Below are 26,286 nucleotides of genomic sequence, written 5' to 3' on the forward strand. Positions count from 1 at the left end.
GTCGCATAACGCATAGAGTTTTTAAAGTATTTTTTAAGTGTGTTTGTACAGCGTTGTGGCATCTACATAAAACCCAAATTCTGTCCACTAAGAGTTTTGTGACATTTATGTTGCATGTCTTCTGGTGAGTTGCAAAGTCTAAACAGAGGGCGCAATGCTTGCCCGGCACGTCATAACTTGCATATGTTGTTTTGTGTTGTGTAAGTAAAAATCTGGCTATTTTGTGTTTTTTTATTTTTGTCGACCGTGAGCTTTCAGGTTTTTGAGCAGAGTCGGGCGGCATATATGTAGAGATATAAAGCAGGAAGTATCGTTCCATGTTTCGTTCTGGTCCCCCAACGCGCCGCCGCCTGATAACCGATGCCGCGCGTCTGGCAGCTTTCAGTTCAGCCGCTACTTTAATGCCGCCCAATGTGCGTAGACTTATGGCGCAAACACCTAAACGGGCAGGCTCGCTCAAAGACATCAAACATGTTGTCCTGCTCATGCAGGAAAACCGCTCTTTTGACCATTATTTTGGTACCTTGTCTGGTGTACGCGGGTTTAATGACCCGGACGCCCTGATCCTTAAAAACGGCAAAAGTGTTTTTTACCAGCCAGACCCGGACAATTATTATTCTGATTATCTGCTACCCTTCCATCTCGACACCAAAACCACCAACGCACAGAAACTGCCTTCAACCAGCCATGCGTGGAACGTGCAGCATATTGCATGGAACGGCGGCAGAATGGATCAGTGGCTGCTAGCTCACCGTGCGGTCGATAAAGAAAATACGCCTTATGTTATGGGCTATTTCAAGCGTGAGGATATTCCTTTCCATTACGCCTTGGCCGATGCCTTTACAATCTGTGATGGTTATCATTGCTCCGTTCTTGGCCCAACAGGGCCAAATCGCCTTTACTACATGACCGGCATGATAGACCCGGACGGTATAGGGGGTGGTCCCAGCACGGATAATATTCAGCCAGAAGGCGGGTTTAGTTGGAAAACCTACCCGGAACGGCTGGAAGAAGCCGGTGTAAGCTGGCGTATTTACCAGTGTGGCAAGCATGGTCGGCCCTTTAACCAGTTACGGCATTTCCGGCAGTTCATGGATGCGCCCCATACCTCCGCCTTGTACCGCAAAGGTGTGCCTGATCCATCAGAGGGCGACTTTGAATACGATGCACTGCATGACCGCCTGCCAACAGTGTCCTGGTTGTGTCCGCCAGATTGGGCTTGTGAGCACCCTGAGTATATGCCCGCGGCCGGAGCGGAATTTATAGCGCAAAAACTGAATGCTCTTGCCGCCAATCCGGATGTATGGGCAAAAACAGCCTTTATTCTCAACTACGATGAAAATGATGGCCTGTTTGACCATGTTCCCCCGCCGTTTGCCCCCCATGGTACGCCGGGCGAATATGTTGATAAATGGCCTATCGGGGCAGGGTTCCGCGTGCCCTGCATCATTATTTCCCCCTGGACAGTGGGCGGCTGGGTATGCAGTGAAACCTTCGACCACACGTCAACCATTCAGTTTATTGAGCGGATAACGGGTGTGCGCGAGCCCAACCTGACCCAATGGCGCCGCGACACATTTGGAGATCTTACCTCAGCCTTCCGCTTTGGTGCCAGCCCAGCCGCCGCGCCAGTTCTGCCGCCCACAGCAGACCTGCTCAAACAGGCAGAATATGCTGCGCAACATTTTAGCGATCCGGTTTTCCCAGATAAGCATCAGGTTGAACCCGTGCAGGAACCAGGTACCCGTAAACGGGTGGATCAGTAAAAAAGGCGGCTGAATATGCACATGTCTGTCCGTCAGATTGCACTGGTTGTGGCATATAGTCTGATAATGGCCCTGCCAACATATGGTTGGGCCACCACACAGCCTGCTGTAGCCATTTTAAATCCGCAACAGGTGGCGCAGGGTGTTGTGTTATACAAACAGCGTTGCGGTGCATGCCATGATACCCCATCGCGCAGTTTGGACGAAGCGCCGCAACTGGCTGGCCCGGCTTTTGCCAGAAAATGGCTTACCCGGCCCGATGCCTTGTTCCGGAAAATCAGATACTCCATGCCGCAAAACAACCCCGGTACCTTAACAGATACAGAAGCCAGAGCCTTGGCGGCGGCTTTGGCCAGTGGTCAAATCAGTGGTCAAGCACCAGTTAAATAACAATCTGGAACACAGGCAGATTCTGTGGAGCGCCATGATTTATGATTTTATGCTGTTTTTTCCATGATGTTTTTCTTGTCAGTGAAGCGCGCAGGATGGAATTCTGATACTCTTTGTGATGTGGTCAGGGGTCATGTGGCCGGGTATCTGGGCCGTTTTTCTAAAGACAGGGTCGCCAGAATTATGGAAACAGTTTGCAACGTAACTGTCCTGTGGAATGTGCAATCGCTATAGTTGGTCAGGCAGAGTCTTCGGGAGATAAGTGATGCTTTCACGACGGTTTGTAATGGCGGCTGGCCTGACTGCAATGACCCTCCCCCGTGCAAAAGGGTGGGCAGCCTCCCAGAAGGTGAGCCCGCAGGACCTTGCTCTGGTCGACCTGCTTACGTGGGGTGTGACCCCATCGGCCATTGATGACTTTCTGGCGCTCGGCCGTGAGCAATGGCTGCATGCGCAACTGACGCCACCCTCTCGGCAGCGGGTGCCTGCCGATGTTCAGCAGCAGATTGATGCCCTGACTATTCCCCGTCAGTCCGTTGTTGATCTGGCGAGGGATTTCGAGACAGAGGCGCGCACTGCCAGAAAGATCGCCGATCCGGCCGAGCGGGCAAAGGCGAAAAAACTCCACCAGACGGCCATGACCGACATAGCGCGACAGGCCGCCACGGTTTCCATCCTGCGCGCACTTTACTCCCCAGATCAACTGGGTGAACGCATGACCTGGTTCTGGTTTAATCATTTCAATGTGTATCAGGGTAAAGGCAATATCCGTGTTCTTATCGGTGATTATGAGCATAATGCCATTCGCCGCCATGCGCTGGGCCACTTCCGTGATCTTGTGATGGCAACGCTATGCCATCCCGCGATGATGCGCTTTCTCGACAACGCCGATAACAAGGTGGGGCATGTGAACGAGAATTATGCCCGCGAGATTATGGAACTGCATACGATGGGTGTTGGCTCTGGCTATACGCAGCAGGATGTTGAGCAGCTCGCCCGTATCCTGAGTGGGGCTGGCATAGATTTTCAGTCTGATGATCCCAGACTGAAGCGGGCATGGCAGCCTCTGCTGGTGAGGGATGGAGCATTCCTGTTCAATCCGGCCCGCCACGACTTCAGTGATAAAATTTTTCTGGGGCAGACGATCGAGGGCAGCGGATTTTCCGAGATCGAGCAGGCCGTGGACATGCTGTGCGCTCACCCCGCCACAGCGCGCCACATTGCCCATCGGATTGCTCTTTATTTCGTTTCTGACAACCCGTCAGACGCCCTTGTTATGCGTATGGCGCAGCGCTTCACGCAGAGCAGGGGCCATATCCCCAGCGTGCTGGACACCATGATCCGCTCCCCCGAGTTCATGGCCAGTCTGGGAACACGTTTTAAGGAACCGGTCCGTTACGTCTATTCAGCGGTCCGTATGGCCTATGACGGGAAGGTGATCGTGAATGCGGCACCAATACAGAGCTGGCTGAACCAGCTTTCCGAAGGGCTTTATAACCGGCTCACGCCCGATGGGTATCCCATGGAATCCTCCGCATGGTCATCATCAGGGCAGATGATGGCCCGGTTTGACATTGCGCATAAGATTGGCTCGGGAGCGGCAGGTCTTTTCAGGTTGCCTGGTGAAGACGGACCGGGTGAATCTGCTTTTCCAGTGCTCCAGAACGGGTTGTATTTCGACACATGGCGCGCCACGCTGTCACGGCAGACGCGGGCTGCGCTGGACAAAGCCACATCGCCACAGGAGTGGAACACGCTCTTCCTCTCCTCGCCAGAATTTATGAGCTGACAGGAGAATTTCCGTCATGAGCCTCGATCGTCGCACCCTGCTGCTCGGAATGGCAGCCGCGTCTCCTCTGGCTATGGCAGGACGCCTTTGGGCGGCACCGGCCGGGGGGGCGCGTCTGCTTGTTGTCTTTCTTCGCGGTGCCTATGACGCCACCAATATCGTTATCCCGACCAGGAGCGATTTCTACTATGAGTCCCGCCCGACGCTAGCAATCCCGAGGCCTGATCCGGCCAATTCCCATGCGGCGTTATCCCTTGGGGATGCATGGGGGCTCCACCCTGCGCTGCGCGAGACCATTCTGCCATTATACCAGAAAGGAAACGTGGCGTTCATTCCCTTCGCAGGGACAGACGATCTGACCCGCAGCCATTTTGAGACACAGGATACAATCGAACTGGGGCAGGATATCAACAGCTCGCGGAATTACCGTTCCGGTTTTATGGGCCGTCTGGCGCAGACACTGAGCGGAACGTCTCCAATTGCGTTTACGGCCCAGTTGCCACTTATTTTCCAGAGTACTGGTGCAATTCCCAATATCGCCATCAATGCTGTTGCCAAATCCGCCATTACGGAGCGGCAGGTCCGGTTGATCAGCGAAATGTATGCCGGACGCCCGCTTGCGTCTGCTGTGGATGAGGGGTTCCATGTTCGGGATGATGTGTACCATGCCATTACTGAAAAACTGACACAGGCAAGCCGTGGTGCTGCGAGCCCGAAAGGGTTCGAGCTTTCGGCCAGACGTATCGGGCAGTTGATGCGTGACCGGTTCAGCCTTGGTTTTGTGGATGTCGGTGGGTGGGATACGCACGTTAATCAGGGTGGGGCGACGGGTTACCTGGCTGATCGTATTGGCGAGCTGGGGCGTGGTCTGGCTGGTTTTAGCGAAGAAATCGGCCCCCAATGGGATAATACGGTGGTTGTGGTGATCTCCGAATTTGGCCGGACGTTTCGGGAGAACGGTGACAAAGGCACCGATCATGGTCATGGCAGTGTCTACTGGGTTCTGGGTGGCGGCATTAAAGGGGGACGCCTTGCTGGTGAACAGGTTCCCGTCGATCAGCAACATCTGTTCCAGAACCGTGATTATCCGGTGCTCACGGATTACCGTGCGATGTTCGGCGGCCTGTTCCAGCGGATGTACGGGTTGAAGCAGCGCCATTTGCAAGCCATCTTCCCCATTGTCAGCCCGATGGACCTGAAACTGGTATGAGCGCCTTCGTGCAGGGATAATGCCCATATCGGCTCAAGGAGCTTCAGGATGTTGACGGCAGGAGAACCTGAGACTGGAGAAATGGCATGAATACCTGTGGATCAACAGCCGGTTTTCTGAACCTTATTGATGTTCAGTGGCCCATTGTTCAAGCCCCTATGGCAGGCACAGCAACACCGGCAATGGCTGCGGCTGTGTCCAACATGGGCGGGCTCGGATCATTAGGCATTGGTGCAATGACGCCACAGGCAGTCATGCAGGCGGTTGCATCATTCCGGCAGCGGTCAGGCAAAGCTCTGAACTTGAATGTATTTTGTCATGCGCCAGCGGTGGCGAACACCCATCAGGAATTAGCATGGCTAGACAAGCTTGCTCCGGAGTTTGAAAAATTTGGTGGAACGCCGCCTAAAGCTATAGGGGAAGCATATAAAAGTTTTGTCGAAGATGACGAAATGTTTTCGACGATTTTGTCTTTAAAGCCGAAAGTCGTTAGTTTTCACTTCGGCATACCTTGTGATGCATGGATCAGAGAGCTTAGACGGTACGGGATTGTGCTATTTGCTACGGCAACGAGCTTGAGCGAGGCGCAGGTCGCGGTAAAAGCCGGAGTACAGGTGATCGTGGCTCAGGGGTATGAAGCGGGCGGGCACCGGGGAGTGTTCAATCCAGATGCAGAAGACGATCAACTGGGGACTATCGCGCTCACACGTCTTTTACGCAAAAGTCTGAACGTACCCATTATCGCTGCTGGTGGCATCATGGACGGTCAGGGCATTGCGGCCATGATTCGTCTGGGTGCGAGTGCTGCACAACTTGGCACGGCCTTTATTGCCGCCCATGAATCAGCGGCTGATCCGGGGCATCGGAGCGCCTTGTTCAGCGATGCCGCTCATCACACGGTCATGACGCGTGTGATATCCGGGCGGCCAGCGCGTTGCCTGTCCAATTGTTTTACGGCGTTTGGCCGAGATATCCACCCCCAAGCCATTCCGGCCTATCCCATTGCTTACGATGCTGGAAAAGCGCTCAATGCGGCGGCCAGGTCAAAGGGCGAATTGGGTTATGGCGCACAGTGGGCTGGTCAGGGGGCGCCTCTCGCACGGTCGATGACAACGGAAAATCTGATGTCTGTATTGATCGATGAAATGAATGGTGGAAACACTTATGTAAACCATAAGTGAAAACCATATCATAAAAACCACAAGATCAACTTCTCCGTCTGGTAAGGTGTTCTGTCCCTTGCAGACGGAGGTTTGCGGTCTTTGGCGTGATGAATCTGTGTTCAGCAATATACGCTTTTTGCGGAGTATTCTGTGCAGTTCCCTGTCAGGCCGTATGAAAAGGATAGTCGGTGTAACCATGTGCGCCGCCGCCGTACATGGTCGCCGGGTCGAGGGGGTTGAGTGGCCAGCCATGTTCCATGCGCGCGGGCAGGTCCGGGTTGGCGATGAACTTCCGCCCGAAGCCGATCATATCCGCCCAGCCATGCGCCAGCACATGCTGCGCTTTGCGCAGGTCGTAACCGCCCGCGCACAGGATACGGCCGCCGAAGATGTTGCGCACGCTTGCGCGGAAGGCGTCCGGCATTTCGGGCGCATTGTCCCAGTCGGCTTCGGCCAGAGAGACATAGGCGATGCCTGCTTCTGCCAGCACACGAATGGCCTGCGTGTAGGTTTCCGCCGGATTGTCCTCCAGTAGACCGAGATAGACGCGCTCTTCTGTGGTTGTGCCGAAAAGGGGAGAGAACCGCACGCCCATCCTGTCGGGTGTAACCACGGCGGACACGGCCTCCACTACCTCACGCAGGAAGCGTAGACGGTTGGGCAGACTGCCGCCATAAGCATCGGTGCGGAAATTGGCGCGCTCTGAGAGGAACTGGTTGATCAGGTAACCATTGGCCGCATGGATTTCGACCCCATCAAACCCGGCGGACAGGGCATTGCGTGCCGCCTGTGCATACAGGTCCACCAGTTCATGGATTTCGGGGATGCTTAATGCTCTTGGTGTGTCTGGTGGCGCCAGCTTTCCCGCGTCTGGTCCGGTGGGGATGAAGACATTCACGCCTGTTGCCGCCACAGCGGATGGAGCAATTGGAGCTTCGTGTCCGGGTTGAAGCGCACGGTGAGAGACACGCCCCACATGCCACAACTGCGCGAAAATGGGGCGCTGTCTGGCATGCACGGCAGCGGTAACGTGCTTCCAGCCCGCAATCTGTTCGGGTGAGTAAATGCCCGGCGTCCAGGCATAGCCCTGACCGCGGGGTTCGAGCTGGGTTCCCTCAGTGATCAGGAAGCCCGCCTGCGTGCGCTGGGCGTAATAGTCGGCCATCAGCGTGTTGGGGATATTACCGGGCTGCGTGCTGCGGCAGCGCGTCAGGGGGGGCAGGAATATCCTGTTTTCGAGTAGCAGGTCGCCCAGCCGCACAGGGCTGAATAGAGAAGACGAAGACATGGTCCACCTTGTTCACAAAATACAGGCCATCCGTCCGGCCTGCGTGTAAACATTGACCCGCCCCGCCATGTGCGCAAGAACGCACATAAACCGCCACTAGTGTCAGGAATGATACCATGCCCCGTATCCGTCACACTACGCTGGCGTGCAGCCCCGGCTGCACGGTGGAAGCCACGCTGGAACTGTTTGGCGGGAAGTGGAAAGCACTCATCCTGTACCATCTTTTCATGGACGGGGTGCTGCGGTTTGGTGCACTGCGCCGCCGCCTGCCCAATGTTACGCAGCGGATGCTGACCAACCAGCTCCGGGAACTGGAGGCGGACGGGCTGGTTTTGCGGACCGTCTTCCCCGAGGTTCCGCCGCATGTGGAATATGCCCTGACTGATCTGGGAAAGACGCTAAAGCCAGTTATTCAGGCGCTCAAGACGTGGGGAGACCAGTATGCGCATTCTGTCCAGCGCAAGGCTGCCACTGACGGAAACTGACCGCGGAGGGGCGCTGTAAACAAAGTGGCAGTCGCCCGGCTTCCGAACGGCTTATCGTGGCGTCAATGTGACCAGTTGATACTGCGGCCATGTCGTAAATGTCAGGGTAGTCTGCTCAAGATTGACCGGGCCATGGACCGGGTGGTGAAATCTGCGGGCACCACCTGCTCGGAGCAATACACTCTGGTTATGCCACAGACGTTCAAAATCCGGGCTTTGGGACATGAGGTCCTGAACCAGCGTGTCCACCTGCTGCCTGTCACCATGAATGCTGGTGGCCCGGAATTCGGCAAGTACGCGTCTTGCGCTGGTTTCCCAGTCGTCAAGGAACGTCCGCGCATCAGGTGTCAGAAAGATATAACGCAGCAGGTTGCATTCCCTGCTGTCCAGCCATCCGACAAAAAGGTTCCGGGCTGCTTTGTTGGCAGCGCAGGCATTCCACAGGGAGTCCAGCACATAGCAGGGCACGGATAGGTGTTCGGGGAAAATACGGACCTGTTCGGGAAGAACCGATGCCGCGGGGAGCAGTGCTGCATCGGGGTCTTTCATTTGCCCCAGTTCGAACAGGTACCCGCGCTCGGCAGGGGAAAGATGCAGGGCCGAAGCAATACGTGCCAGCGTTGCGGTCGAGCAGGACACATCCCGGCCCTGTTCCAGCCAGGTATACCAGGTGGTGCTGATACCACATATCTGGGCGGCTTCTTCCCGCCGTAATCCTTTTGTCCGGCGTCGTCCGGGCAGGGAGTGCAGACCGACATCACCGGGTAAGAGAGCATCACGGCGGGCACGCAGGAATGCCCCGAGGGCGCGATGCTGTTCGGAAGAAAGACGCATGATGGTGCTTTTTATACCAGTATAAAAGAAGACCTTATACCGGATTTTTATTTCTGACAGCCTCTATCATGACGAATCATGAGCCGGAGAAAAAAGACCATGACAGAACCTTATGTGGCAAAGCATTATGCCATGCGCGCGCAGGACTATGTTGCCAGCACGGTGCACAGCCAGGGAAGTGATCTGGATAGGGTGGAGCATCTGGTAGCGGGGAAAAATCTGCGCCGTGTGCTGGATATCGGCTGTGGCGGTGGCCACGTCAGCTATCGGCTGGCTCCGCACGTTGGAGAAGTGGTGGCCTGTGACGTGACAGGCCCAATGCTGGAGGCCGTGAAGCAGGAAGCAACGCGACAGGGGTTGTCCAATATCACCGTCGCACAGGCACCGGCAGAGAAACTCCCTTTTGAGGACAGGAGCTTTGATGCCGTCTTCTGCCGCTTTACAACCCACCACTGGTCGGATGCGATAGCGGGCCTGCGCGAAGCGCGGCGTGTGCTGGCCCCATCAGGGATGGCTTTGTTCATTGATGTAACGGCTCCTCCTTCCGCCCTGCTGGATAGCTGGCTGCAAGCGGTGGAACTGTTACGCGATCTCTCGCATGTCCGGGACTATACGGTGGCCGAGTGGGCAGCTTTTCTGGGGCAGGCGGGTTTTGTGCTTCAGTCCACCCGGACCCATCGTCTGCGCATGGACTTCAAAAGCTGGGTAGCGCGGACAAAAACACCTCCTGAGCGTGCTGGGGCGATCCGTTCCCTGCAACAGGCCGCACCCGAAGAAGTGAGGCGCTCTTTCGGGATCGAGGCGGATGGCAGTTTTATGGTCGATGTCGGCAGTTTTCAGGTGATGCCGCTTTGACTGAAACGGTGCTTGCCCGGAGAACACGCATGGCGCCTCAGCAGAGGGGGGTGTCAGATAAATCGGTGCCCCGCCATCCATTGTTCGGCCATGTTGGGCCACGTCACCGTTGCTGTTCCTGATTTTCCCAGACCAAAACCGTGGCCACCTGTAGGAAACAGATGGCGCACGACCTCCACACCATTGTGCGCACAGGCGGTTTGAAGAATGGCGGTATTCGCCGGGTTTGATACGGGATCGTCCGCCGCCTGCACGAGAAAGAATGGTGCCAGCCCTGGATGAATGTGCGTCTGCACGGACCAGCGCGTACTTTCGGCAGGGCTTGGATGATCGCCGATCAGGAGGCGTCTTGTGGACGTGTTCTGATACGGTGGCTCAAGTGCCACGATAGGATAGATCAGCAGCGCCAGATCGGGATGCCCCGATACCTGATCCCATACGTCGATCGGCGTGTAGGAGAGATGATCCGCGCAGACCGCCTCCATCCCCAGCAGATGAGCGCCCGCAGAGAAGCCCGTTATTCCCACACGGTGCGGGTCGATGCCAAATAGGTGTGCCTGAGCGCGGATGATGCGAATGGCGCGTTCTGCATCCTGGAACGGTGCCAATCTGCCGACAGCCCAGCCTTCCCTCGGGAGGCGATACGTCAGAACGAAGGCCGTCACCCCGATAGAAGCCAGCCACCGGGCGGTGGGCATTGCTTCCTTTGCGTTTTCGATCCGTTTATATCCACCGCCCCCTGCGACCAGCATTGCGGCCCCGTTGGGCTGAACAGGACGCAGGACTGTAAGGGTCGGAACTGCAACGTTTGTCACGGCACCACTTCTGGAGACGTGCTCACCTGCAACCGGCCCCCCGCCGCCCGGCGGCAGTCCGGGCCAGATCGGGAATTTTGTCGGTATATCACCGTGTTGATGCCGTTCGTCATGGGCTGCGCACATCTGCGCGTGAACACCGCTCGAAACGGTGGCCGCGGCCATCATCACCGAGCCTTTTATAAGAGTACGCCTGCCAATCATGTCTGATCCCTTCTGATCCGGGCCATTTTGGCAGGACTATGCAGATCTGGCAGGTCGCCTCCGGCACCCGGTCCGGGAATTGAAGTATGGCATGGTTTCCAGCACGCGCCAAAAATCATGCCGTCAGGGGGCACTCCACAGCGATGCAGTAGAGATTTGGTATCCGGCGCAGAAGGCAACATGTTGCGTTTTCGCAACGTTATGCAGGATAGGCACGGCAGGCATGTTTTTTTCTATCATTTCAGTTCTGAAATGTAATACGGCGGATAGAGCAATAATGCTTCACAAGTGGGACATGAAACATGCGATTAGCGCGCCGCTTCTCTCTGCTTGCCACCACGCTCTGCACCGTTCTGCCTTCACTCTCTGTGGCGGAAACAACTGGAGTTGCCACGCCACATCGGAAGGTTTCGCACGAACACTCCGGGAAAGTCACAACAAAACCGGCAGGCCCCGCGACAGCAACAGCCTCAGCACCGCCGACCCGCAGAAAGGATAATACCAGAGCCTTGTACGCAGGCGAAGTCGAAACCGTTAATGTTTCAACGGGCACCCATTCGACCAACCGCAAGGCAAGACAAAGCTCGTCTCCGGTGACCGTTTTGACAGCGGCAACACTGCGCCGTTCGGGGCAGGTTAATCTGGCAGATTCGCTGGTGCGGACATATGCCTCGATCAACGTACAGGCCATGGCGGCTGATAGCGCCGCGCTGACATCCTCCATTCAGATGCGTGGTCTCAACCCGAATGAAGTGCTGGTTCTTGTGGATGGCAAGCGCCGCCATTCCACGGCAAACATTGTGGCGGATGCAGGCCCCCAGTTTGGTTCGACAGGCGTTGACCTGAACATGATTCCAGCAAATGCGATTGATCATATTGAAGTGCTGGAAGACGGTGCAGCCGCCATGTATGGGTCAGACGCCATTGCGGGTGTTGTGAACATTATTACCAAAAAAGAAGATCACGGCCTGCACATGTCAGCCCAGACCGGGGCCAATGCCTATAATGGCGATGGCTGGCAGTACCAGTTGAATGCAGATGGCGGGCTGAAGCTGGGACAGGATGGTTATATCCATCTTTCAGGCCAGATCACACATGTAGATCATTACGTTGTAAAAACTAAAGACCACCGTTTATTAGGGTATTGGCCCGATGGTGCGACCACAACCGGGTATTATAACGGTGTGGTGCCCAATGCCATGAGTCTGCCACTCGATTCCAACAAAATCATGAGCACGCCAGAAGAAACACGGGAAAATCTTGGTATTGATTTCGGTAAGAAAATTACGGACGCTATTCAGTTTTATGGTCTGATCACGTATGCGCATCGTTATGGAGAAGCATACGAAAACTATCGTATTCCCACCATCGCGCCGACCTATTATCCCTCTGGTTTTTCCCCGCTTGAAACCATTCAGGAAAACGATTACGCAGCAACCATTGGCCTTAAGGGCGATAACGTCTTCGGTTTTGACTGGGATCTGAGCACTACTTATGGTGCTGACGAAACCAAAATCGGCAATAAAAATACCGCCAATACGGGTATGCTGTCGTCTTCCTGCTCGTCGGATAGTACATCGGCCAACTATTCACCCATGGGATGCGGCTGGACCCCGACAATCGTGCGCGCAGAAACATACAGGCTTGCGCAATGGACCAATAATCTTGATTTTCGGCGGCATTTCAACATTGCCCAAAAAGTTCCGATGCTGCTGGCTTTTGGTGCGGAGCACCGGCTGGAAACGTATGATCTGACCGCAGGGGATGCGGCTTCCTACCTTCTGGGGGGCACGCAGGGTTATGCAGGTATTGGCCCGCAAAGCGCCGGTAACTGGAGCCGTGACATCTGGGCAGGTTATGTGGATGGTGACTTCCATCCGCTCAAAAACTGGGATCTGGATTTTGCCGGGCGTTTTGAGCATTACACAGACGTTGGAAATGCGGAAAATGGCAAGGTTTCCAGCCGCTATGATGTCACCCGGCGTATTGCCTTCCGTGGGACCATCAGCACGGGTTTCCGTGCGCCAACACTGCCCGAGCAGCATTATTCCGCCATGAACGTGGACCCCAACGGGGCGTCTGGCCTGTTGCCGGTTGATTCGGCTGCGGCCCGCACGCTGGGTGCCAGCAAGCTCAAACCGGAACGTTCCGTCAGTGCCAGTGGTGGTATTGTTATAGAGCCTGTCAACGGGTTTCATATCGAAGCGGATGTCTATCAGATTAACCTGCGCGACCGTATTGTGGGTGGTGGTACAGTCAATGGTTCCAGCGCTATTGCAGCCATTGAGCAGCTTGGCTATCTGCTGCCTTCCAATGGTCTGATTGCTGATAACGTGTCAGCATATTTCATGACCAACGGCGCCAGCACCCGTACGCAGGGGCTGGATATCAAAGCTGATTATACCTTCCGCTTCCGCAAGGCAGGTACTCTGGCGCTGACCATGGCGCTTGACCTCAACCGGACCCGCCTGCACCACAATACACTGGATGCAAACGGGAATCCTCTGCTGAATGCGCAGAATGTTTCCTACATCACAACGGCCTATCCACGTAGCAAGATTATCCTGAACGCATTCTACCTTTACAGAAACTGGGACTTTAACGTGCGTGAAACCCGGTATGGTGAGACAACCTCCATGCTGAGCTATTATGACTGGCAGAACCAGAACACGCTCTGCCCGGGTGGCGGAAAGCTGGCTTACTCCAATGTCTGCTTCAACCAGTTCAAGAACACACCACGCTGGATGACAGATATTGAAATAGGCTACCGCTTTAACAGGAACTGGCACATGGCTGTTGGCGTGAACAACATTGCCGATGTCAAACCGCGCATGGTTGCACAGATCAATAATTCCCGCGGCGCACAGCCTTACGACCAGTTCTCTCTTCAGGTGCCGATCACCGGTGCCTACTACTATGGTCGCCTGAACGCAGACTTCTAAAATAAATCATGCATGACGCATGTTTTTACACGTCATGCATTTTTGCCGGTTCGGTTTTACTGGAATCGTGAGTAAAAAAGCAGGAATACTCAATGGCAAGTCCATCAAACACCCATTTACAAACACGGCGGCAACTTCTGGGCCGTATTGGCGCGTTGGCTGGGAGTGTAGCGCTGTATCAGGCCATGACCAGTATGGGCCATGCCATGGGAACGGATTTTTCCGGTCCTCCCAAACTGTCTGGCGCTCAAAAAGGGACCTCTGTTCTGGTTCTGGGGGCCGGGCTTGCAGGGATGCTCAGCGCCTATGAACTGCGCAAAGCAGGGTATGATGTCAAGATCATTGAGTTCCAGACGCGTAGCGGTGGGCGCAACATCAGCCTGCGCGGAGGAGACACGGTAACGGAACTGGGTGGAGAAACACAAAAAGTCGGCTTTGCACCGGGGAATTACATAAACCCCGGTCCGTGGCGCATTCCCTACCATCATCAGGGGCTTTTGTACTATTGCCGCGAATTTGGTGTTGAACTGGAACCATTTATAGAACTGAACCATAATAGCTGGCTCCATTCAACAGGCTCTTTTGGTGGTAAAGCCGTGCGCTACCGGGAATTGGCGGCTGATTTTACCGGCTTTACGGCAGAGCTTCTGGCTAAGGCTGTGGACCAGCATAAACTCGATGATCTGGTGAGCGCGGATGAAGTGGCGCATCTGAAAGACGCCATGCGGGGCTGGGGTGCGCTTACACCGGACCTGGCTTATACAAAAGGTAATATCAGTGCGTTACGGCGCGGGTTTGAGAAGCCGCAGGGGGGCGGGCTGAATGGTGCGCCGGTACCGTCCGATCTGCTGAACAGGGGTGAAATCTGGAAATCCGGCATGTGGAACTGGATGGCGTTCCATGAGCGGCTGGATATGCAGACAACCATGTTCCAGCCTGTGGGGGGAATGGACAATATTGGTAAGGCTTTTACCAGACAGGTAAAAGACCTTTTACAACTTAACTGCAAGGTTACGGCCATTCATCAGGATGATCATGGTGTCAGCGTGACCTATCATGACATGCAGCATGGTGGTGTAGTGCGCCATGCACAGGCTGACTATTGTGTGTGCACAATTCCTCTTTCCATTCTGTCACAACTGGATGTGCAGGTCAGCGATGGCATGAAAGCCGCCATAGCTGCCGTGCCCTACGCGTCCTCCGTTAAGCTTGGTCTGGAATTCAAACGCCGCTTTTGGGAAGAAGATGACCAGATTTACGGTGGTATCAGCTTTACGGATCAGCCCATTAGTCAGGTTTCCTACCCAAGTCATGGTATTTTTTCCAAAGGACCAGCCGTGCTGCTTGGGGGGTATATGTTTGGTCCGGCTGCATATGATTTTGCGGGGATGACCCCACAGGAACGGCTGGAACAGGGTTTACGGCAGGGGCTCGCTTTTCATCCGCAATACCGGAAGGAGTTTCTGAATGGTGTGAGTTTTGCATGGAGCCGGGTGCCATGGACTTTGGGGTGCTGCTCGATGTGGAGCGAAGAGGCACGCAAGACGCACTATAAAACGCTGTGTTCCATTGACCGGAGACTGGTCCTGGCTGGCGAGCATGCGTCTTATGTCGGGTGCTGGCAGGAAGGTGCCATTTTATCTGCACTGGACGCGGTTACACGTTTGCATAAACGAGCCCTGGGAGCAGCCTGATGCGTAAATTTCTCCTTTTGTCGGCGCTGGTGGCGGCTGTTGCGCCTGCCGGTTTTGCACGGGCAGACAGTGCGAGTGCAATTTCTGGTAAAATGGAAGCCCTGTCGTCGGGCGAGGCGACCTATCGCCATGTCTGCCAGAGTTGCCATATGGCAGATGGGCAGGGGGCTGTCGGTGCGGGGGCGCAAATTCCTGCTCTTGCGCATAACCCGCATTTGCAGGCAGCCAGTTACCCGGTCACCGTTATTCTTAACGGTTATGGAGCCATGCCGTGGTTTTCCGGTTTGTTGAATGACAGACAGGTTGCAGATGTGGTGGATTATATCCGTACGCATTTTGGTAATCATTATACAGATAAACTGAACCCGTCGGAGGTCGCTCTTATGCGTCCGCATCTGACAGCCGAGGAGCAATAAAATCATGCGTATATTCAAGGCCGGATGGGGATGGACCCTTTGCGCAACAACAGTTCTGGCGGCATCTGCGTCGTTTGCGCCAGCATATGCCCAGAATGATCCAGTCAGGCATAACGAAGCAACTTTTCCCATTGCTTCAGCTATTGAAGTGCCGTCAGGTTCTTCCACCATCTACCTGAGCGGTATGGGGGCTCCTGTTATTGACCCGAAAGCGGCCCAGAAAAGTCTGGCAGCTTATGGTGACATGGCAACACAGACGCAAGGCGCTCTTAAACGGATAGAGGAGACGCTTGCTGGCATGGGGCTGGGCATGGGAGACGTGGTGCAGATGCACGTGTTTATGGTGGCGGATACAAACACCAAAAAACTTGATTTTGAAGGCATGATGAAAGGGTACACGAAGTTTTTTGGCACCCGGTCACAGCCCAACCTGCCGGTTCGCTCGGCTTTTGGTGTAGCGCAACTCGCTAACCCGGGATGGCTGGTGGAGATTGAAGTTGTGGCAGTCAGGCCTTCTCACCACTGAATATCGGGGACACGCCTGCCAGCCCCAAAGGACTGGCAGGCGTGTCAGGCATCATGCCCATGACCTGAACAGCAGGGAACGTAACCTTGTTGATTGGCTCTTCAATAAACCTAAACAGGTCAGCATTATTGCCGCCCGCTCCGACAAACGGAAGTCTACCCTTTGCGCAGAAGAGTAGACAATAAAACGGGGCAGCGATAATCAGATGACCCCCGAATAATGAACGACAGCCTGATGCGCGCGTTAATCCCTACAGAAAGGGCTCGACTATGGCGCCAGAGATGATTCTGACGCCACCGTTCATCAGTCATAGCCCCACCGAGAGTGATCTCACCCTTTTTTCTGCCGTGGGTAAAACGTGACCTCGTTTCCATAAATTCGTCCCGAGTACACATTTCTGGCGGGCAGTCTGGTCGTGACAGAAAGAATTCGCCTGCACAAAAATTTTCAGGGCGTTCGGAAACACTAGTTTTTGCGACACTTCGGAGCCTAGCCCCGAATGGTTATTAGAAGGTTAATAAAGGGAAAATTTCTTCAACCTGAAAAGAAGGACGTTTCTTCCCGATCTTTTTTTCCTTCATATTGAAATGCAAAAACAAAGTGAAATTCTAGGCTCTCTCAATAGAACGATACACAGTCGCCCTGCTAACGTTATAACGTCTGGCAATATCGGACACCCTCTCCCCACATTTAATAGAATTCAGGATATCTTTACAGGACTGCGGAGATAATGCCCGTTTACGACCAACCTGAATTCCACGGTTTTTAGCAGCTTGCAGACCTGACTTTACACGCTCCACAATTGTTTCGCGTTCCAGTTCCGCGACTGCGCCTAAAATGGTCATCAGAAAACCACCCAAGGCGCCGCCGGTATCTATGCCGTCACTTATGGAGCGGATTGTGACATTTTTTGATTTAAGAATTTCTGCCAGCTCTAAAAGATTTCGCACGGATCTCCCTAGTCTATCAAGTTTCCATACCATAATGACATCGCCAGATTGAACTGTTTCAAGCATAGAGTTCAAGCCTGGGCGGCTTTTTTCTTTTCCGGATACCCTGTCTTCAAAAATATTTGATAAATTCACTCCGGAATTTATTAATGCTTCAATCTGAGAAGACGTTGTCTGAACAAAAACTCCTTCCTCATCCTTTCTCGAAGTGGAAACACGCGCATATCCATAAAGCATTTCGTGACAACCTTTTACGACAACATACAAACGATTTTCTGCTGTTGGCCGAAGTGTTTCGAAACCTAGAGGTTAGGTTCGAAAATGTCACTCTCGATCAACAACAACTCATCGTCTCTTGTCGCTCTTGAAGCACTAAATGCTACGCAGACTGAACTGAGCAAAACAGAAAATACAGTTTCTACTGGTAAAAAAGTTGACAATGCTGCGGACAGCCCGGCAATTTACTCTATTGCAGCCCAAATGAACGGTAATTTGCAGGGAATGACTGCTGTTTCTGATTCTCTTTCTCTTGGTGCGCAGGTCGTTGCTACCGCCAATACTGCGGGCAACAAAATAGTCTCTTCTTTGCAAACGTTGCAGAACACGGTCACTACGGCGGGGCAGACCGGAACTGACGCAAGTGCGATGGCTACCCAGATTCTGAGCACGCTTGACAGCATTAACTCATATGCTCGCAATGCTACGTTCTCTGGTGTCAACCTGCTGACCAGCGGCAACGATGCTATCAATGCTTACAATGGGACCACCCTGCAAACACTGACAAACGTCCAAGGTCAGACACAGACCTTCACGAGCATGGCGGGTTCCAACACAACTCTAGTGGATGCTCTCGGCCTGACGAGCAATTCTGCAGCTGGGAGTAGTGCGGCAAATTCTACACAAACTATCTTTTCTTCTCTCAATAGCTCAAATGTGACACATGTGGATACATCGGCTTTGGATGCATCCGAAATTGTGCTAAAAAACAGCATTGATGGTTCAGGTGGTACAACCATTCAGGCGGATGGTAAAACCTTTGAATTTGTCCAGACTGGAGTGCAGGCTTCTGTGGGCAATGTCGCTGTTGCACTGGATAGCGGCTTTTCTACAAAAAATGCCCTGACTGCTTTGGTTAGCGCCATGAACGGTGCAGGGGTTAATGCTTCACTCAACAGCGATAGCTCTCTTGCTGTTGCAGGTAAATCTGGTGACTTTAAAATCCAGAGTTATCTATATACATCTGCGGCAGTTGGAACGGCAGGGACCCCGCCTGCGGCAGCTGACAATGTCAGTGTAACTGTAGGTTCTGGTGAATCAGCTGTTACCTATACTATTGGTAGTTCTAGTGACGCTGCGACGCACCAGTATACATCTATGGATGATCTTGCCAAAGCCGCTGGCTTGAGCTGGGATAACACAAAAAATATTTTAACCTCTAGCAGCGCCTTTACTGTTATGGCAGGGGCAACACCAGCCGCAGTGGCAGTTACAGCGCCTTACACGTCCGCGGCAGTTGGAACGGCAGGGACCGCGCCTACAGCAGCTAACAAGGTCAGTGTAACTGTGGGCTCTGGTGGATCGGCTGTTACCTATACTATTGGTAGTGTTAATAATGCTGCGGCGAACCAGTATACATCCATGGATGATCTTGCCAAAGCCGCTGGCTTGAGCTGGGATAGCACAAAGAATGTTTTAACCTCTAGCAGCGCTTTTACTGTTATGGCAGGGGCAACACCAGCCGCAGTGGCAATTACGGCAGGTACACCAGTTGATCTTTCGTCCTCCGTTAAAGTGAGTGGCGGAACAGCAGCTGATCAGATTGCGGTTGGGATTAAAGGTGGCGTAACAACAGCGGTTTCTGCCATTCAGTCTGCTATTACCAGTATGAGTTCTACCATGCAGAACCTTGGCAACTACAGCAACACGCTGTCTGGTCTGAGCACCTATACTTCGTCTCTGACAAATGCTGTTACGAACGGCGTCAGCGCTCTTACCGATGCCGACATGGCTGCTGAAAGTGCAAAACTGACTTCCCTGCAAACCAAACAGTCCCTGGCTATCAAGTCACTGACGATTGCGAATGGTCAGTCCCAGAACATTCTGTCTCTCTTCCAGTAATCTAAAGGATTACGGGCCTTGCTGATGCAGGGCCCGTAATTTTTTGCAAAGCTTATAATATGCCACTTGATGTAAACACACTTCGTCGTGGTGATATCGTACTTGCCAATCTGAAAGGCGCTATTGGAACAGAGCGGAATGGCAAAGATATTGTCTGTCTGATAGTGCAAAATGATGTGGGGAACAAATTCTCCCCCATGACAATAATTGCCCCGTTAACCGATCATAACCAAAATAAAAACCTGCCGATACAAGTGCCGATCACTGCAAAAGAACGTGGGAATAATGGGTATGATTCAGTTATTGAGTGTGGGCAAATCAGAACTATTGACAAAAGCCGTATCTCTGTCGTGATTTCCAGATTGCCGGAATACGTGATGAAAAAAGTAGATCAGGCAATTAAAATCAGCCTTGGTCTTAGTCAGTGACCGTTCGGCATAACATGTAGTTTGAGGGTGGAGGGATGCGTCATGCAGTGGACAGTCTGGCCGGGTAAATGCCCGATCACTCCCGATGGCCCTGCGCATCCGGCGGCGTTTCACATGCTTGATGTTGCCGGGGTGGCGGAAAGGCTGATTGCCCCGTTCAACATGGCGCCTCCCCTTCGCGATGCGCTGGTCATGCTTGTCGGGCTGCACGATATCGGCAAAATCAGTGAAAGTTTTCGCGCCATGCTCCGCGAAGGTGTGGCGCAGCCGGGGTTCCGTCATTGGGAACTGAGTGAGGTTCTGTTTTATGTGGAGGATGCCCGGCTTGCGGCCCGGCTTGGCGGCACCCCTTATGTGCGGAAAATGCTCTACGCGGCCGTAGCCGGACATCATGGATGCCCGTCCGGGCATATGCTTGGCGCTCTCCCACCCGAAGCGCGCCTGCCCCGAGAACTTGTCCGGGCACTGAAATGCGTTGGGGAAGGGCGTGAGCCAGCGGCGAAGCTGATTGATGCATTCTGTGACCTGTGGCCGGAAGCCTCACTCGACGGGGTGTCGGTGGCGGAGGTAGCACCCCTGTCCTGGTGGCTGGCGGGGTTCTGCACGGCCGCCGACTGGGTTGGGTCCAACCCGCACTGGTTCCAGCCATGGACTGAGGTCTGCAGTCTTGCGGCTTATCTGGAACGGATCCGCCCCATTGCGGCGCGCGCCGTTGCCGTGGCGGGCATAGCAGGTACTGCAGCGCGGGAGGGTGCTCTGTTTGATTTTGCACTGCGCCCCATGCAGGCGGCCTGCTCAACCATTGCCCTTCCGGCTGGACCAACGCTGGCGATTGTGGAGGATGAGACCGGGGCAGGCAAGACAGAGGCAGCACTTTTGCTTGCCCATCGTATGTGTTTGGCAGGCAAGGGGCGCGGCTTGTTTTTTGCTCTTCCCACGATGGCCACAGCGGATGCGATGTTTGGTCGTGCTTCACGCATTGTCGGGCGTATGTTCGATAATCCTTTTGTAACATTGGCGCATGGGCGATCTGGGCTGTCGGTGCCGTTCCGTGATCTGGTGCAGGGAAGCAGAACCGGCGGACCGTGGGAGATCACATCCTCGGACTGGCTGGCGGCAAGTAACAGGCGTGCATTGCTGGCCGATGTCGGGATCGGGACTATTGATCAGGCATTGCTGTCTGTTCTGCCTGTTCGGTTTCAGACATTACGGACTTATGGCCTGTCGTCGAAAATTCTCGTGGTTGATGAGGTTCATGAAATGGGGGAGCCTTATATTGCTGAAGAACTCACAGCACTTTTGAGAATGCACCGCGCGGCGGGTGGGTCTGCGATTCTTCTGACGGCAACGCTGCCTATGAATCTCCGTGGCAGGCTGCTGGCCACGTATGATGGTAAGGCTGATACCGCCGCTTATCCGGCTCTGACCATTGCGGGAGGGGAGGCGGTTACATGCTTCCATGCCGAAAACCGCCCGGTCAAAGGTCCGGTGATGGTTAAAAGGCTCGATACGGCAGAGAACGCTGTTACGCTGCTGGCAGAAATGGCGGCGCGGGGGGCAGCCTGCGTGTGGGTTCGCAATGCGGTTGATGACGCAATCGGGGCCGTTGCGGCACTCCGCGCCGCAGGCGTGGATGCACGGCTGCTGCACGCCCGTTTTGCCTTGTGCGATCGCAAACGGATCGAGGCCGAGGTTTTGGCGCGGGTTGGCAGGAACGGCAGGGGGAGAGAGGGCTTCGTTCTTGTAGGCACACAGGTTCTGGAGTCTTCGCTTGATCTGGATTTTGACGTCATGCTGTCCGATATCGCGCCCATCGCAGCGCTGATCCAGCGGGCTGGGCGTCTGTGGCGGCATATGGATATCCGACCGGCATCGGCTCGCCCGGTTTCCGCACCGGTGCTGCATGTTCTTTCACCGGACCCTTCTCAAGTCGGGGATGACCGATGGCTGCATGGCACGTTGGGTAAAGGTGCGTGGGTTTATGCGGTTGCCGATGTCTGGCGGAGCGCGCAGGTAATTTTCACGCAAGGACAGATCGGGACACCAGACCGGCAGCGTGAGCTGATCGAGGCGGTCTATGGAGCGGACGCAGAGCCGGTACCCGAAGCTCTTTTGAAGGCAGAACAGGATAAATATGGAAAAGACAGCGCCAACAGGGGGCTGGCCTGGCATAATATCGTAAAGGTCTCGGATGGCTATCGCAAGGCAGGCCGTGGGGATGATGACGTGAACTACCCTACCCGGCTGGGAGAAGATGCGCGTGTTCTGTGTCTGGCGCGTCGGACGGCGCGCGGTTTGATTCCGTGGGCAACAGGAGAGGGCGCGGACGCCTGGATGCTTTCCGAAGTTTCCGCCCACCGCAAGAAGGTCGATGCCCTGCCGCTCCCCGATCAGTCATCTCCAGAAATCATGGCAATTACAAAAGACTGGCCGGACTGGAAGCGCGCGCAGGTCAGGCTGTGTCCTGTCAGCGAGGCGGGCGGCATCTGTGACGGCTTGCATTACGATGAGAAGTGCGGTCTTGTCTTTACTTCTCCGTGAACACGGAGATGACCCCTGTTCAGGCGTAAGCTGCTTGTGGTGGTAAATAAACCCATATATTTTACGGGCGAATTTACAAGGTATCCGAGGCGTACGCAATGTTGATGAAGTGTCTTTGTCGCACTGCCGCTTCGGGTGCGCTTTTCTATGCCCCACCGGCAAGTGGAAGAGGTAATGTGTGACCCTCAATCTTATTCATGATCCGTGGATTCCAGTCCTCTGCGCGGATGGGTCGCGGCGGGTCATTGTGCCATGGCAGATGGCACAGCCGGATGTGGTGCAGCCCGACTGGCCGCGCCCTGACCTTAACATTGCATGTCTTGAATTTCTGATAGGGCTGGTTTTTCTCGCCGATCCCCCTGCTGATGAAGAGGATTGGGGAGAGCGATGCAAGGCTGATCCGCAACGGTTGCGTGAAAAACTGGTGCCTTATGCTCCGGCGTTCAATCTTCTGGGGGATGGGCCGCGTTTTCTTCAGGAGCTGGCACCACTCACAGCGGAGGGCAGCCCCGTCGATATGCTGTTCATAGACAGTGCGGGTGCGAATACCGTACGCAATAATGCGGATGTCATGGTGCATCGTGCCCGGTATGAGCGTCTGGATTTTTCCATGGCGGCTATGGCACTTTACACATTTCAGGCCGATGCGCCATCTGGCGGGGCGGGAAACCGCACATCCTTGCGTGGTGGTGGACCAATGGTCACGCTGGTGGATCCGGAGCGGACGCTATGGGACCTGATCTGGGCGAATGTGCCGTATGGACATCCCGCGGAAATGGACGCTCTGCCCTGGATGCGACCAACCCGGGTTTCCGATACAGGGCAGCAGACTTTTCCGCCAGAAGGCGAGGTTTTTGGGGTGGAGGCGTTTTTCGGCATGCCGCGCAGGCTGCGTCTTATACACGATGATGAGGCGGTAACCGGCGTGATCCAGAAACCATGGGGCACGAATTACGCGCTCTGGAAGCATCCACTCAGCCCCTATTACCGGCTGAAACCCGGCACGGAATGGCTGCCGAAACATCCGCGCGCCGGGCATTTCGGTTATCGTAACTGGCTTGGCGTGGTGGCTGGAGACAATAGAAGCGAGCTTTCCGAACTGGCATTGTGCCTGCGGGAGCAGAGAATGAGTGGAGGCTCCGTTATCGTCGCGGGCTGGTCGATGGATAACATGAAGCCTCGTGACTTCATTTTTTCACGCCAGCGTCTGCTGTCGGTTCTGTCCTCTGAGGCGGAAATTCAGCTTGTTGGCCTGATCGAGGCCGCAGAAGCCGTGGCGGTGACCTTACGCAACGCTCTTGTGCCCGTTCTGGCCGCTGGCGAAGCGCGCGAAGCGGAGCGCGAGGCTTTTTTTCTTGAGACAGAAGCACGGTTTCTGACCCATGTGCAGGCGATTGAGCAGGGCGAAAACCCGGCGAACATCTGGTTGAATGATCTGCGCAGGCAGGCGCTGGGACAATTCGATGCCAAGGCTCTGCCCGGCCTGAATCAGCGGGAAGTGGAGGCGATCGGCCGTATCACCGGGGCCCGCCGATACCTGCAGGGGGCGCTCGCAGGCTACGGAAAACAGGGGGCTGAGATATTCAGCGCGCTTGGTCTTTCGCCGCCGAAAACAGAAAAAAGGAAAACGGCATGAGCGGGGAGGAAAAGAGGGCAGGCACCATCGCCTTTGGCTGGTGGGCGGAATATCTCGAACCACGCGACACAAATCCCGCCGCGCGTGGACTGGCGGCCCGTCTGCGCCGGGCTAGCCCGATCGAGACCCTGTGTGAACCGGCGGTGCATGATCTTGCGCGGAAACTCCACGTATCGGGAGGAGCAGGCGAGACGGAAAAACTCGTTCGTCTGGCATGTCTGCTCGCTGAAGTGAGAGAGCGTGACGCGGCACCGCTCGCCTATCGCCTGGGGGGAAAGGAGCCGGTTTTTTCACACGGACGTTTTGAAAGCCTCATACGTGCGGAAGGAGAAAATCTGACCAATCTCATGCGCCGCGCAATTGTGATGGCGGGTCGGCGCTGCAATGTCGGGGCGCTGGCGCGGGATATCTGGAACTGGAACGACGGAACACGCACAAACTGGTGCTTTGGTTATTTTCATGCCGATGTTCCGCAGGATGATGTGAAAGAAACTGCCTGATGACGACTTTTCTGCAATTCCACCTTCTGACGACCTACGGCCCCTCCAACCCCAACCGGGACGATCAGGGGCGCCCTAAACAGGCAACTGTGGGCGGTGTGCCGCGTCTGCGGATGTCTTCCCAGTCTGTCAAGCGGGCCTTGCGAGAGAGTGCGTTTTTTGCGCTCGATCTTGCTGACCACGAAGGGAAGCGGACCAAAAGACTGTATCAGAACCTTGTTGAGCACCTCGTTGGTCAAGGAGTGAGTGAGGAGAAGGCGCGCGCCGCTGCAGATCAGGTCGCGGCGATTTTTGGCAAGCTGGAAGCGCCAGGCAAGGAAACAAAAAACCGGATCAGCACGACACTCGCCTTCATCTCCCCTGAAGAATGGCGTCTGGCGGAAGAACTGGCTGAGAAAATTATCGCCGGAGAGAAGGTGCCTGCTGAAAAAGACCTGAAAAAAATGGTTCTGCGCCGGGCCGATGGCGCGGTCGATATCGCCATGTTCGGGCGGATGCTGGCGGACTCGCCCGATTACAATCGCGATGCAGCGGTACAGGTGGCGCATGCCATCACCACACACCGCGCGCAGTCGGAAGAGGACTGGTTTTCCGCGGTTGATGATCTCAACAAGAGCGAAGAGACGGGGGCAGGCCATCTTGGCGAGACCTCTTTTGGGTCTGGTGTGTATTATCAGTATGTCTGTGTGAACTGTGACCTGCTCATCAGCAATCTCGCCGGGGATCGAGAACTGGCGGTAAAGGGGATCGAGGCACTGGCGGCGGCGCTGGCCCGTACAACGCCAAAGGGCAAGCAGAACAGCTTTGCCCACCACCCGCTTGCCCATTACATGCTGGCCGAAGCCGGTGCGCAGGCGCCGCGCGATCTGTCTGGAGCTTTCTTCCTGCCGGTCAGTGGAGAGCGGTTGCTGGAACAGTCAGTCGAAGCACTGGAGCAGATACGCCGGGACATTGATGACGCCTACGGCAAGGTCTGGACATCGGAACAGAAGCTGCATGTGGGAAGGGGCGGCACGCTGGGTGAGATCACGGCCTTTGCGGGCGCAGTTGTACGGGGGGCGTGATGCGGCCCTTTCTGGTGTTCGGTTTGACCGCATCACTGGGCGCGATGGGCGAACTGGCAGGGCATGAGCGGCGCGGCTCTCTGATCTGGCCTGCCCGGTCGGCTCTGATCGGGCTGATGGGCGCGGCGCTCGGGATAGAAAGAGATGGAGATTTTTCCGCGCTTGACGCCCTGACAATCGACGTGGCGATTTTTGATGCCGGTACGCCTCTGCGCGATTACCATACCATCGAGACAGTCCCGTCCGCTGCGGTGAAAAACCCGAACTCCCGACCGGAAGCTCTGAGGGACGCGCGCGGCAGAACCAACACTGCCATTACCTATCGGGATTACCGGACCAGCGTGTTTTACGGCATTGCGGCGCAAGGCCAAGGCATGAACGGCATTGCAGCGGCATTGCGGGAACCACGTTTTACGCTTTATCTCGGGCGGAAATCATGCCCGCTTGCAGCGCCGACCGGCGCGCGGATTGTGGATGCAACGTGTGCGGAGGCGGCGCTGGAACATCTGAAAGCCCCCCTCTGGCGGACGCCTCCCGTGCGGGCGCATACACTGGTGACTGACGATCCCGAGGGGGAGATGGTGACAGACATGCCGCTGGACCGCAACCGCTGGCATTTCGGCTCCCGGCGTATTGGGCTGCGTCCGGTCAATATTGTGGCGGGAGGCTGAC

22 protein-coding genes are annotated in these 26,286 nt (G+C 55.1%); 18 read left to right on the forward strand and 4 right to left on the reverse strand.

Features of this window, described 5'->3' with window-relative positions:
• The first annotated feature begins 317 nt into the window (after positions 1–317).
• From PY793_RS10120 to PY793_RS10140, 5 genes are all read left to right on the forward strand, one after another.
• Positions 318–1,766 (forward strand): alkaline phosphatase family protein, encoded by a 1,449-nt coding sequence (locus PY793_RS10120; RefSeq protein WP_275177937.1) that lies wholly within the window; start codon positions 318–320, stop codon positions 1,764–1,766.
• Between the two features lie 21 nt (positions 1,767–1,787).
• A complete protein-coding gene (locus PY793_RS10125) occupies positions 1,788–2,156 on the forward strand; it encodes a c-type cytochrome (protein ID WP_275177938.1) in 369 nt (122 codons plus the stop codon).
• Positions 2,157–2,421: 265 nt separating this feature from the next.
• On the forward strand, positions 2,422–3,945 hold the full coding sequence (locus PY793_RS10130; protein WP_275177939.1) for a DUF1800 domain-containing protein: 1,524 nt from the start codon (positions 2,422–2,424) through the stop codon (positions 3,943–3,945).
• 16 nt (positions 3,946–3,961) lie between these two features.
• Positions 3,962–5,155 carry a DUF1501 domain-containing protein gene (locus PY793_RS10135; RefSeq protein ID WP_275177940.1) on the forward strand — a complete coding sequence of 398 codons (1,194 nt, stop codon included), beginning with the start codon at positions 3,962–3,964 and terminating at the stop codon, positions 5,153–5,155.
• Positions 5,156–5,241: 86 nt separating this feature from the next.
• Entirely contained in the window at positions 5,242–6,336 is a 1,095-nt protein-coding gene (locus PY793_RS10140) for an NAD(P)H-dependent flavin oxidoreductase (protein WP_275177941.1), read from the forward strand.
• Between the two features lie 145 nt (positions 6,337–6,481).
• Here PY793_RS10140 and PY793_RS10145 read toward each other — a convergent pair whose 3' ends face one another.
• Positions 6,482–7,606, reverse strand: a complete 1,125-nt coding sequence (locus PY793_RS10145) for an alkene reductase (protein ID WP_275177942.1) — start codon at positions 7,604–7,606, stop codon at positions 6,482–6,484.
• A 116-nt stretch (positions 7,607–7,722) separates the two neighbouring features.
• Here PY793_RS10145 and PY793_RS10150 point away from each other — a divergent pair, with 116 nt between their 5' ends.
• The gene (locus tag PY793_RS10150) at positions 7,723–8,091 is read left to right on the forward strand and encodes a winged helix-turn-helix transcriptional regulator (RefSeq protein WP_275177943.1); all 369 of its coding nucleotides are present in this window, start codon (positions 7,723–7,725) and stop codon (positions 8,089–8,091) included.
• A gap of 51 nt (positions 8,092–8,142) precedes the next feature.
• Here PY793_RS10150 and PY793_RS10155 read toward each other — a convergent pair whose 3' ends face one another.
• Positions 8,143–8,925, reverse strand: a complete 783-nt coding sequence (locus PY793_RS10155) for a helix-turn-helix transcriptional regulator (protein ID WP_275177944.1) — start codon at positions 8,923–8,925, stop codon at positions 8,143–8,145.
• A 99-nt stretch (positions 8,926–9,024) separates the two neighbouring features.
• On the opposite strand from PY793_RS10155, the gene PY793_RS10160 reads away from it, so the two are divergent.
• Positions 9,025–9,780 (forward strand): class I SAM-dependent methyltransferase, encoded by a 756-nt coding sequence (locus PY793_RS10160; RefSeq protein WP_275177945.1) that lies wholly within the window; start codon positions 9,025–9,027, stop codon positions 9,778–9,780.
• A 53-nt stretch (positions 9,781–9,833) separates the two neighbouring features.
• Here PY793_RS10160 and PY793_RS10165 read toward each other — a convergent pair whose 3' ends face one another.
• Complete coding sequence (locus tag PY793_RS10165; RefSeq protein WP_275177946.1) at positions 9,834–10,799, reverse strand: alpha/beta hydrolase; 966 nt, start codon at positions 10,797–10,799, stop codon at positions 9,834–9,836.
• A 302-nt stretch (positions 10,800–11,101) separates the two neighbouring features.
• Here PY793_RS10165 and PY793_RS10170 point away from each other — a divergent pair, with 302 nt between their 5' ends.
• The 4 genes from PY793_RS10170 to PY793_RS10185 all read left to right on the forward strand — a co-directional run bounded on the left by PY793_RS10170 (position 11,102) and on the right by PY793_RS10185 (position 16,377).
• Positions 11,102–13,741 carry a TonB-dependent receptor plug domain-containing protein gene (locus PY793_RS10170; RefSeq protein WP_275177947.1) on the forward strand — a complete coding sequence of 880 codons (2,640 nt, stop codon included), beginning with the start codon at positions 11,102–11,104 and terminating at the stop codon, positions 13,739–13,741.
• A 92-nt stretch (positions 13,742–13,833) separates the two neighbouring features.
• Positions 13,834–15,435 (forward strand): flavin monoamine oxidase family protein, encoded by a 1,602-nt coding sequence (locus PY793_RS10175; RefSeq protein ID WP_275177948.1) that lies wholly within the window; start codon positions 13,834–13,836, stop codon positions 15,433–15,435.
• Entirely contained in the window at positions 15,435–15,851 is a 417-nt protein-coding gene (locus PY793_RS10180; RefSeq protein ID WP_275177949.1) for a c-type cytochrome, read from the forward strand. Before PY793_RS10175 ends, PY793_RS10180 begins: the two co-directional genes overlap by 1 nt.
• A 4-nt stretch (positions 15,852–15,855) precedes the next feature.
• The gene (locus tag PY793_RS10185; protein WP_275177950.1) at positions 15,856–16,377 is read left to right on the forward strand and encodes a RidA family protein; all 522 of its coding nucleotides are present in this window, start codon (positions 15,856–15,858) and stop codon (positions 16,375–16,377) included.
• A 608-nt stretch (positions 16,378–16,985) separates the two neighbouring features.
• On the opposite strand, the gene PY793_RS10190 is transcribed toward PY793_RS10185, so the two are convergent.
• On the reverse strand, positions 16,986–17,564 hold the full coding sequence (locus PY793_RS10190) for a recombinase family protein (protein ID WP_275177951.1): 579 nt from the start codon (positions 17,562–17,564) through the stop codon (positions 16,986–16,988).
• 84 nt (positions 17,565–17,648) lie between these two features.
• On the opposite strand from PY793_RS10190, the gene PY793_RS10195 reads away from it, so the two are divergent.
• The 7 genes from PY793_RS10195 to cas5e all read left to right on the forward strand — a co-directional run bounded on the left by PY793_RS10195 (position 17,649) and on the right by cas5e (position 26,285).
• The gene (locus PY793_RS10195; protein ID WP_275177952.1) at positions 17,649–19,445 is read left to right on the forward strand and encodes a flagellin N-terminal helical domain-containing protein; all 1,797 of its coding nucleotides are present in this window, start codon (positions 17,649–17,651) and stop codon (positions 19,443–19,445) included.
• A 59-nt stretch (positions 19,446–19,504) separates the two neighbouring features.
• Positions 19,505–19,873, forward strand: a complete 369-nt coding sequence (locus tag PY793_RS10200) for a type II toxin-antitoxin system PemK/MazF family toxin (RefSeq protein ID WP_275177953.1) — start codon at positions 19,505–19,507, stop codon at positions 19,871–19,873.
• Positions 19,874–19,915: 42 nt separating this feature from the next.
• Positions 19,916–22,414, forward strand: coding sequence for a CRISPR-associated helicase Cas3' (gene cas3 / locus PY793_RS10205; protein WP_275177954.1), 2,499 nt, complete (start codon positions 19,916–19,918; stop codon positions 22,412–22,414).
• A 178-nt stretch (positions 22,415–22,592) separates the two neighbouring features.
• Positions 22,593–24,050, forward strand: a complete 1,458-nt coding sequence (gene casA, locus PY793_RS10210; protein ID WP_275177955.1) for a type I-E CRISPR-associated protein Cse1/CasA — start codon at positions 22,593–22,595, stop codon at positions 24,048–24,050.
• Positions 24,047–24,550 (forward strand): type I-E CRISPR-associated protein Cse2/CasB, encoded by a 504-nt coding sequence (casB, locus tag PY793_RS10215; protein WP_275177956.1) that lies wholly within the window; start codon positions 24,047–24,049, stop codon positions 24,548–24,550. The genes casA and casB overlap by 4 nt, the downstream gene beginning before the upstream one ends.
• Complete coding sequence (cas7e, locus tag PY793_RS10220) at positions 24,550–25,614, forward strand: type I-E CRISPR-associated protein Cas7/Cse4/CasC (protein WP_275177957.1); 1,065 nt, start codon at positions 24,550–24,552, stop codon at positions 25,612–25,614. Before casB ends, cas7e begins: the two co-directional genes overlap by 1 nt.
• The gene (cas5e, locus tag PY793_RS10225; protein WP_275177958.1) at positions 25,614–26,285 is read left to right on the forward strand and encodes a type I-E CRISPR-associated protein Cas5/CasD; all 672 of its coding nucleotides are present in this window, start codon (positions 25,614–25,616) and stop codon (positions 26,283–26,285) included. Before cas7e ends, cas5e begins: the two co-directional genes overlap by 1 nt.
• Position 26,286 lies beyond the last annotated feature (1 nt).

Source organism: Acetobacter fabarum (genome assembly GCF_029069195.1).
Lineage (GTDB): Bacteria > Pseudomonadota > Alphaproteobacteria > Acetobacterales > Acetobacteraceae > Acetobacter > Acetobacter fabarum_A.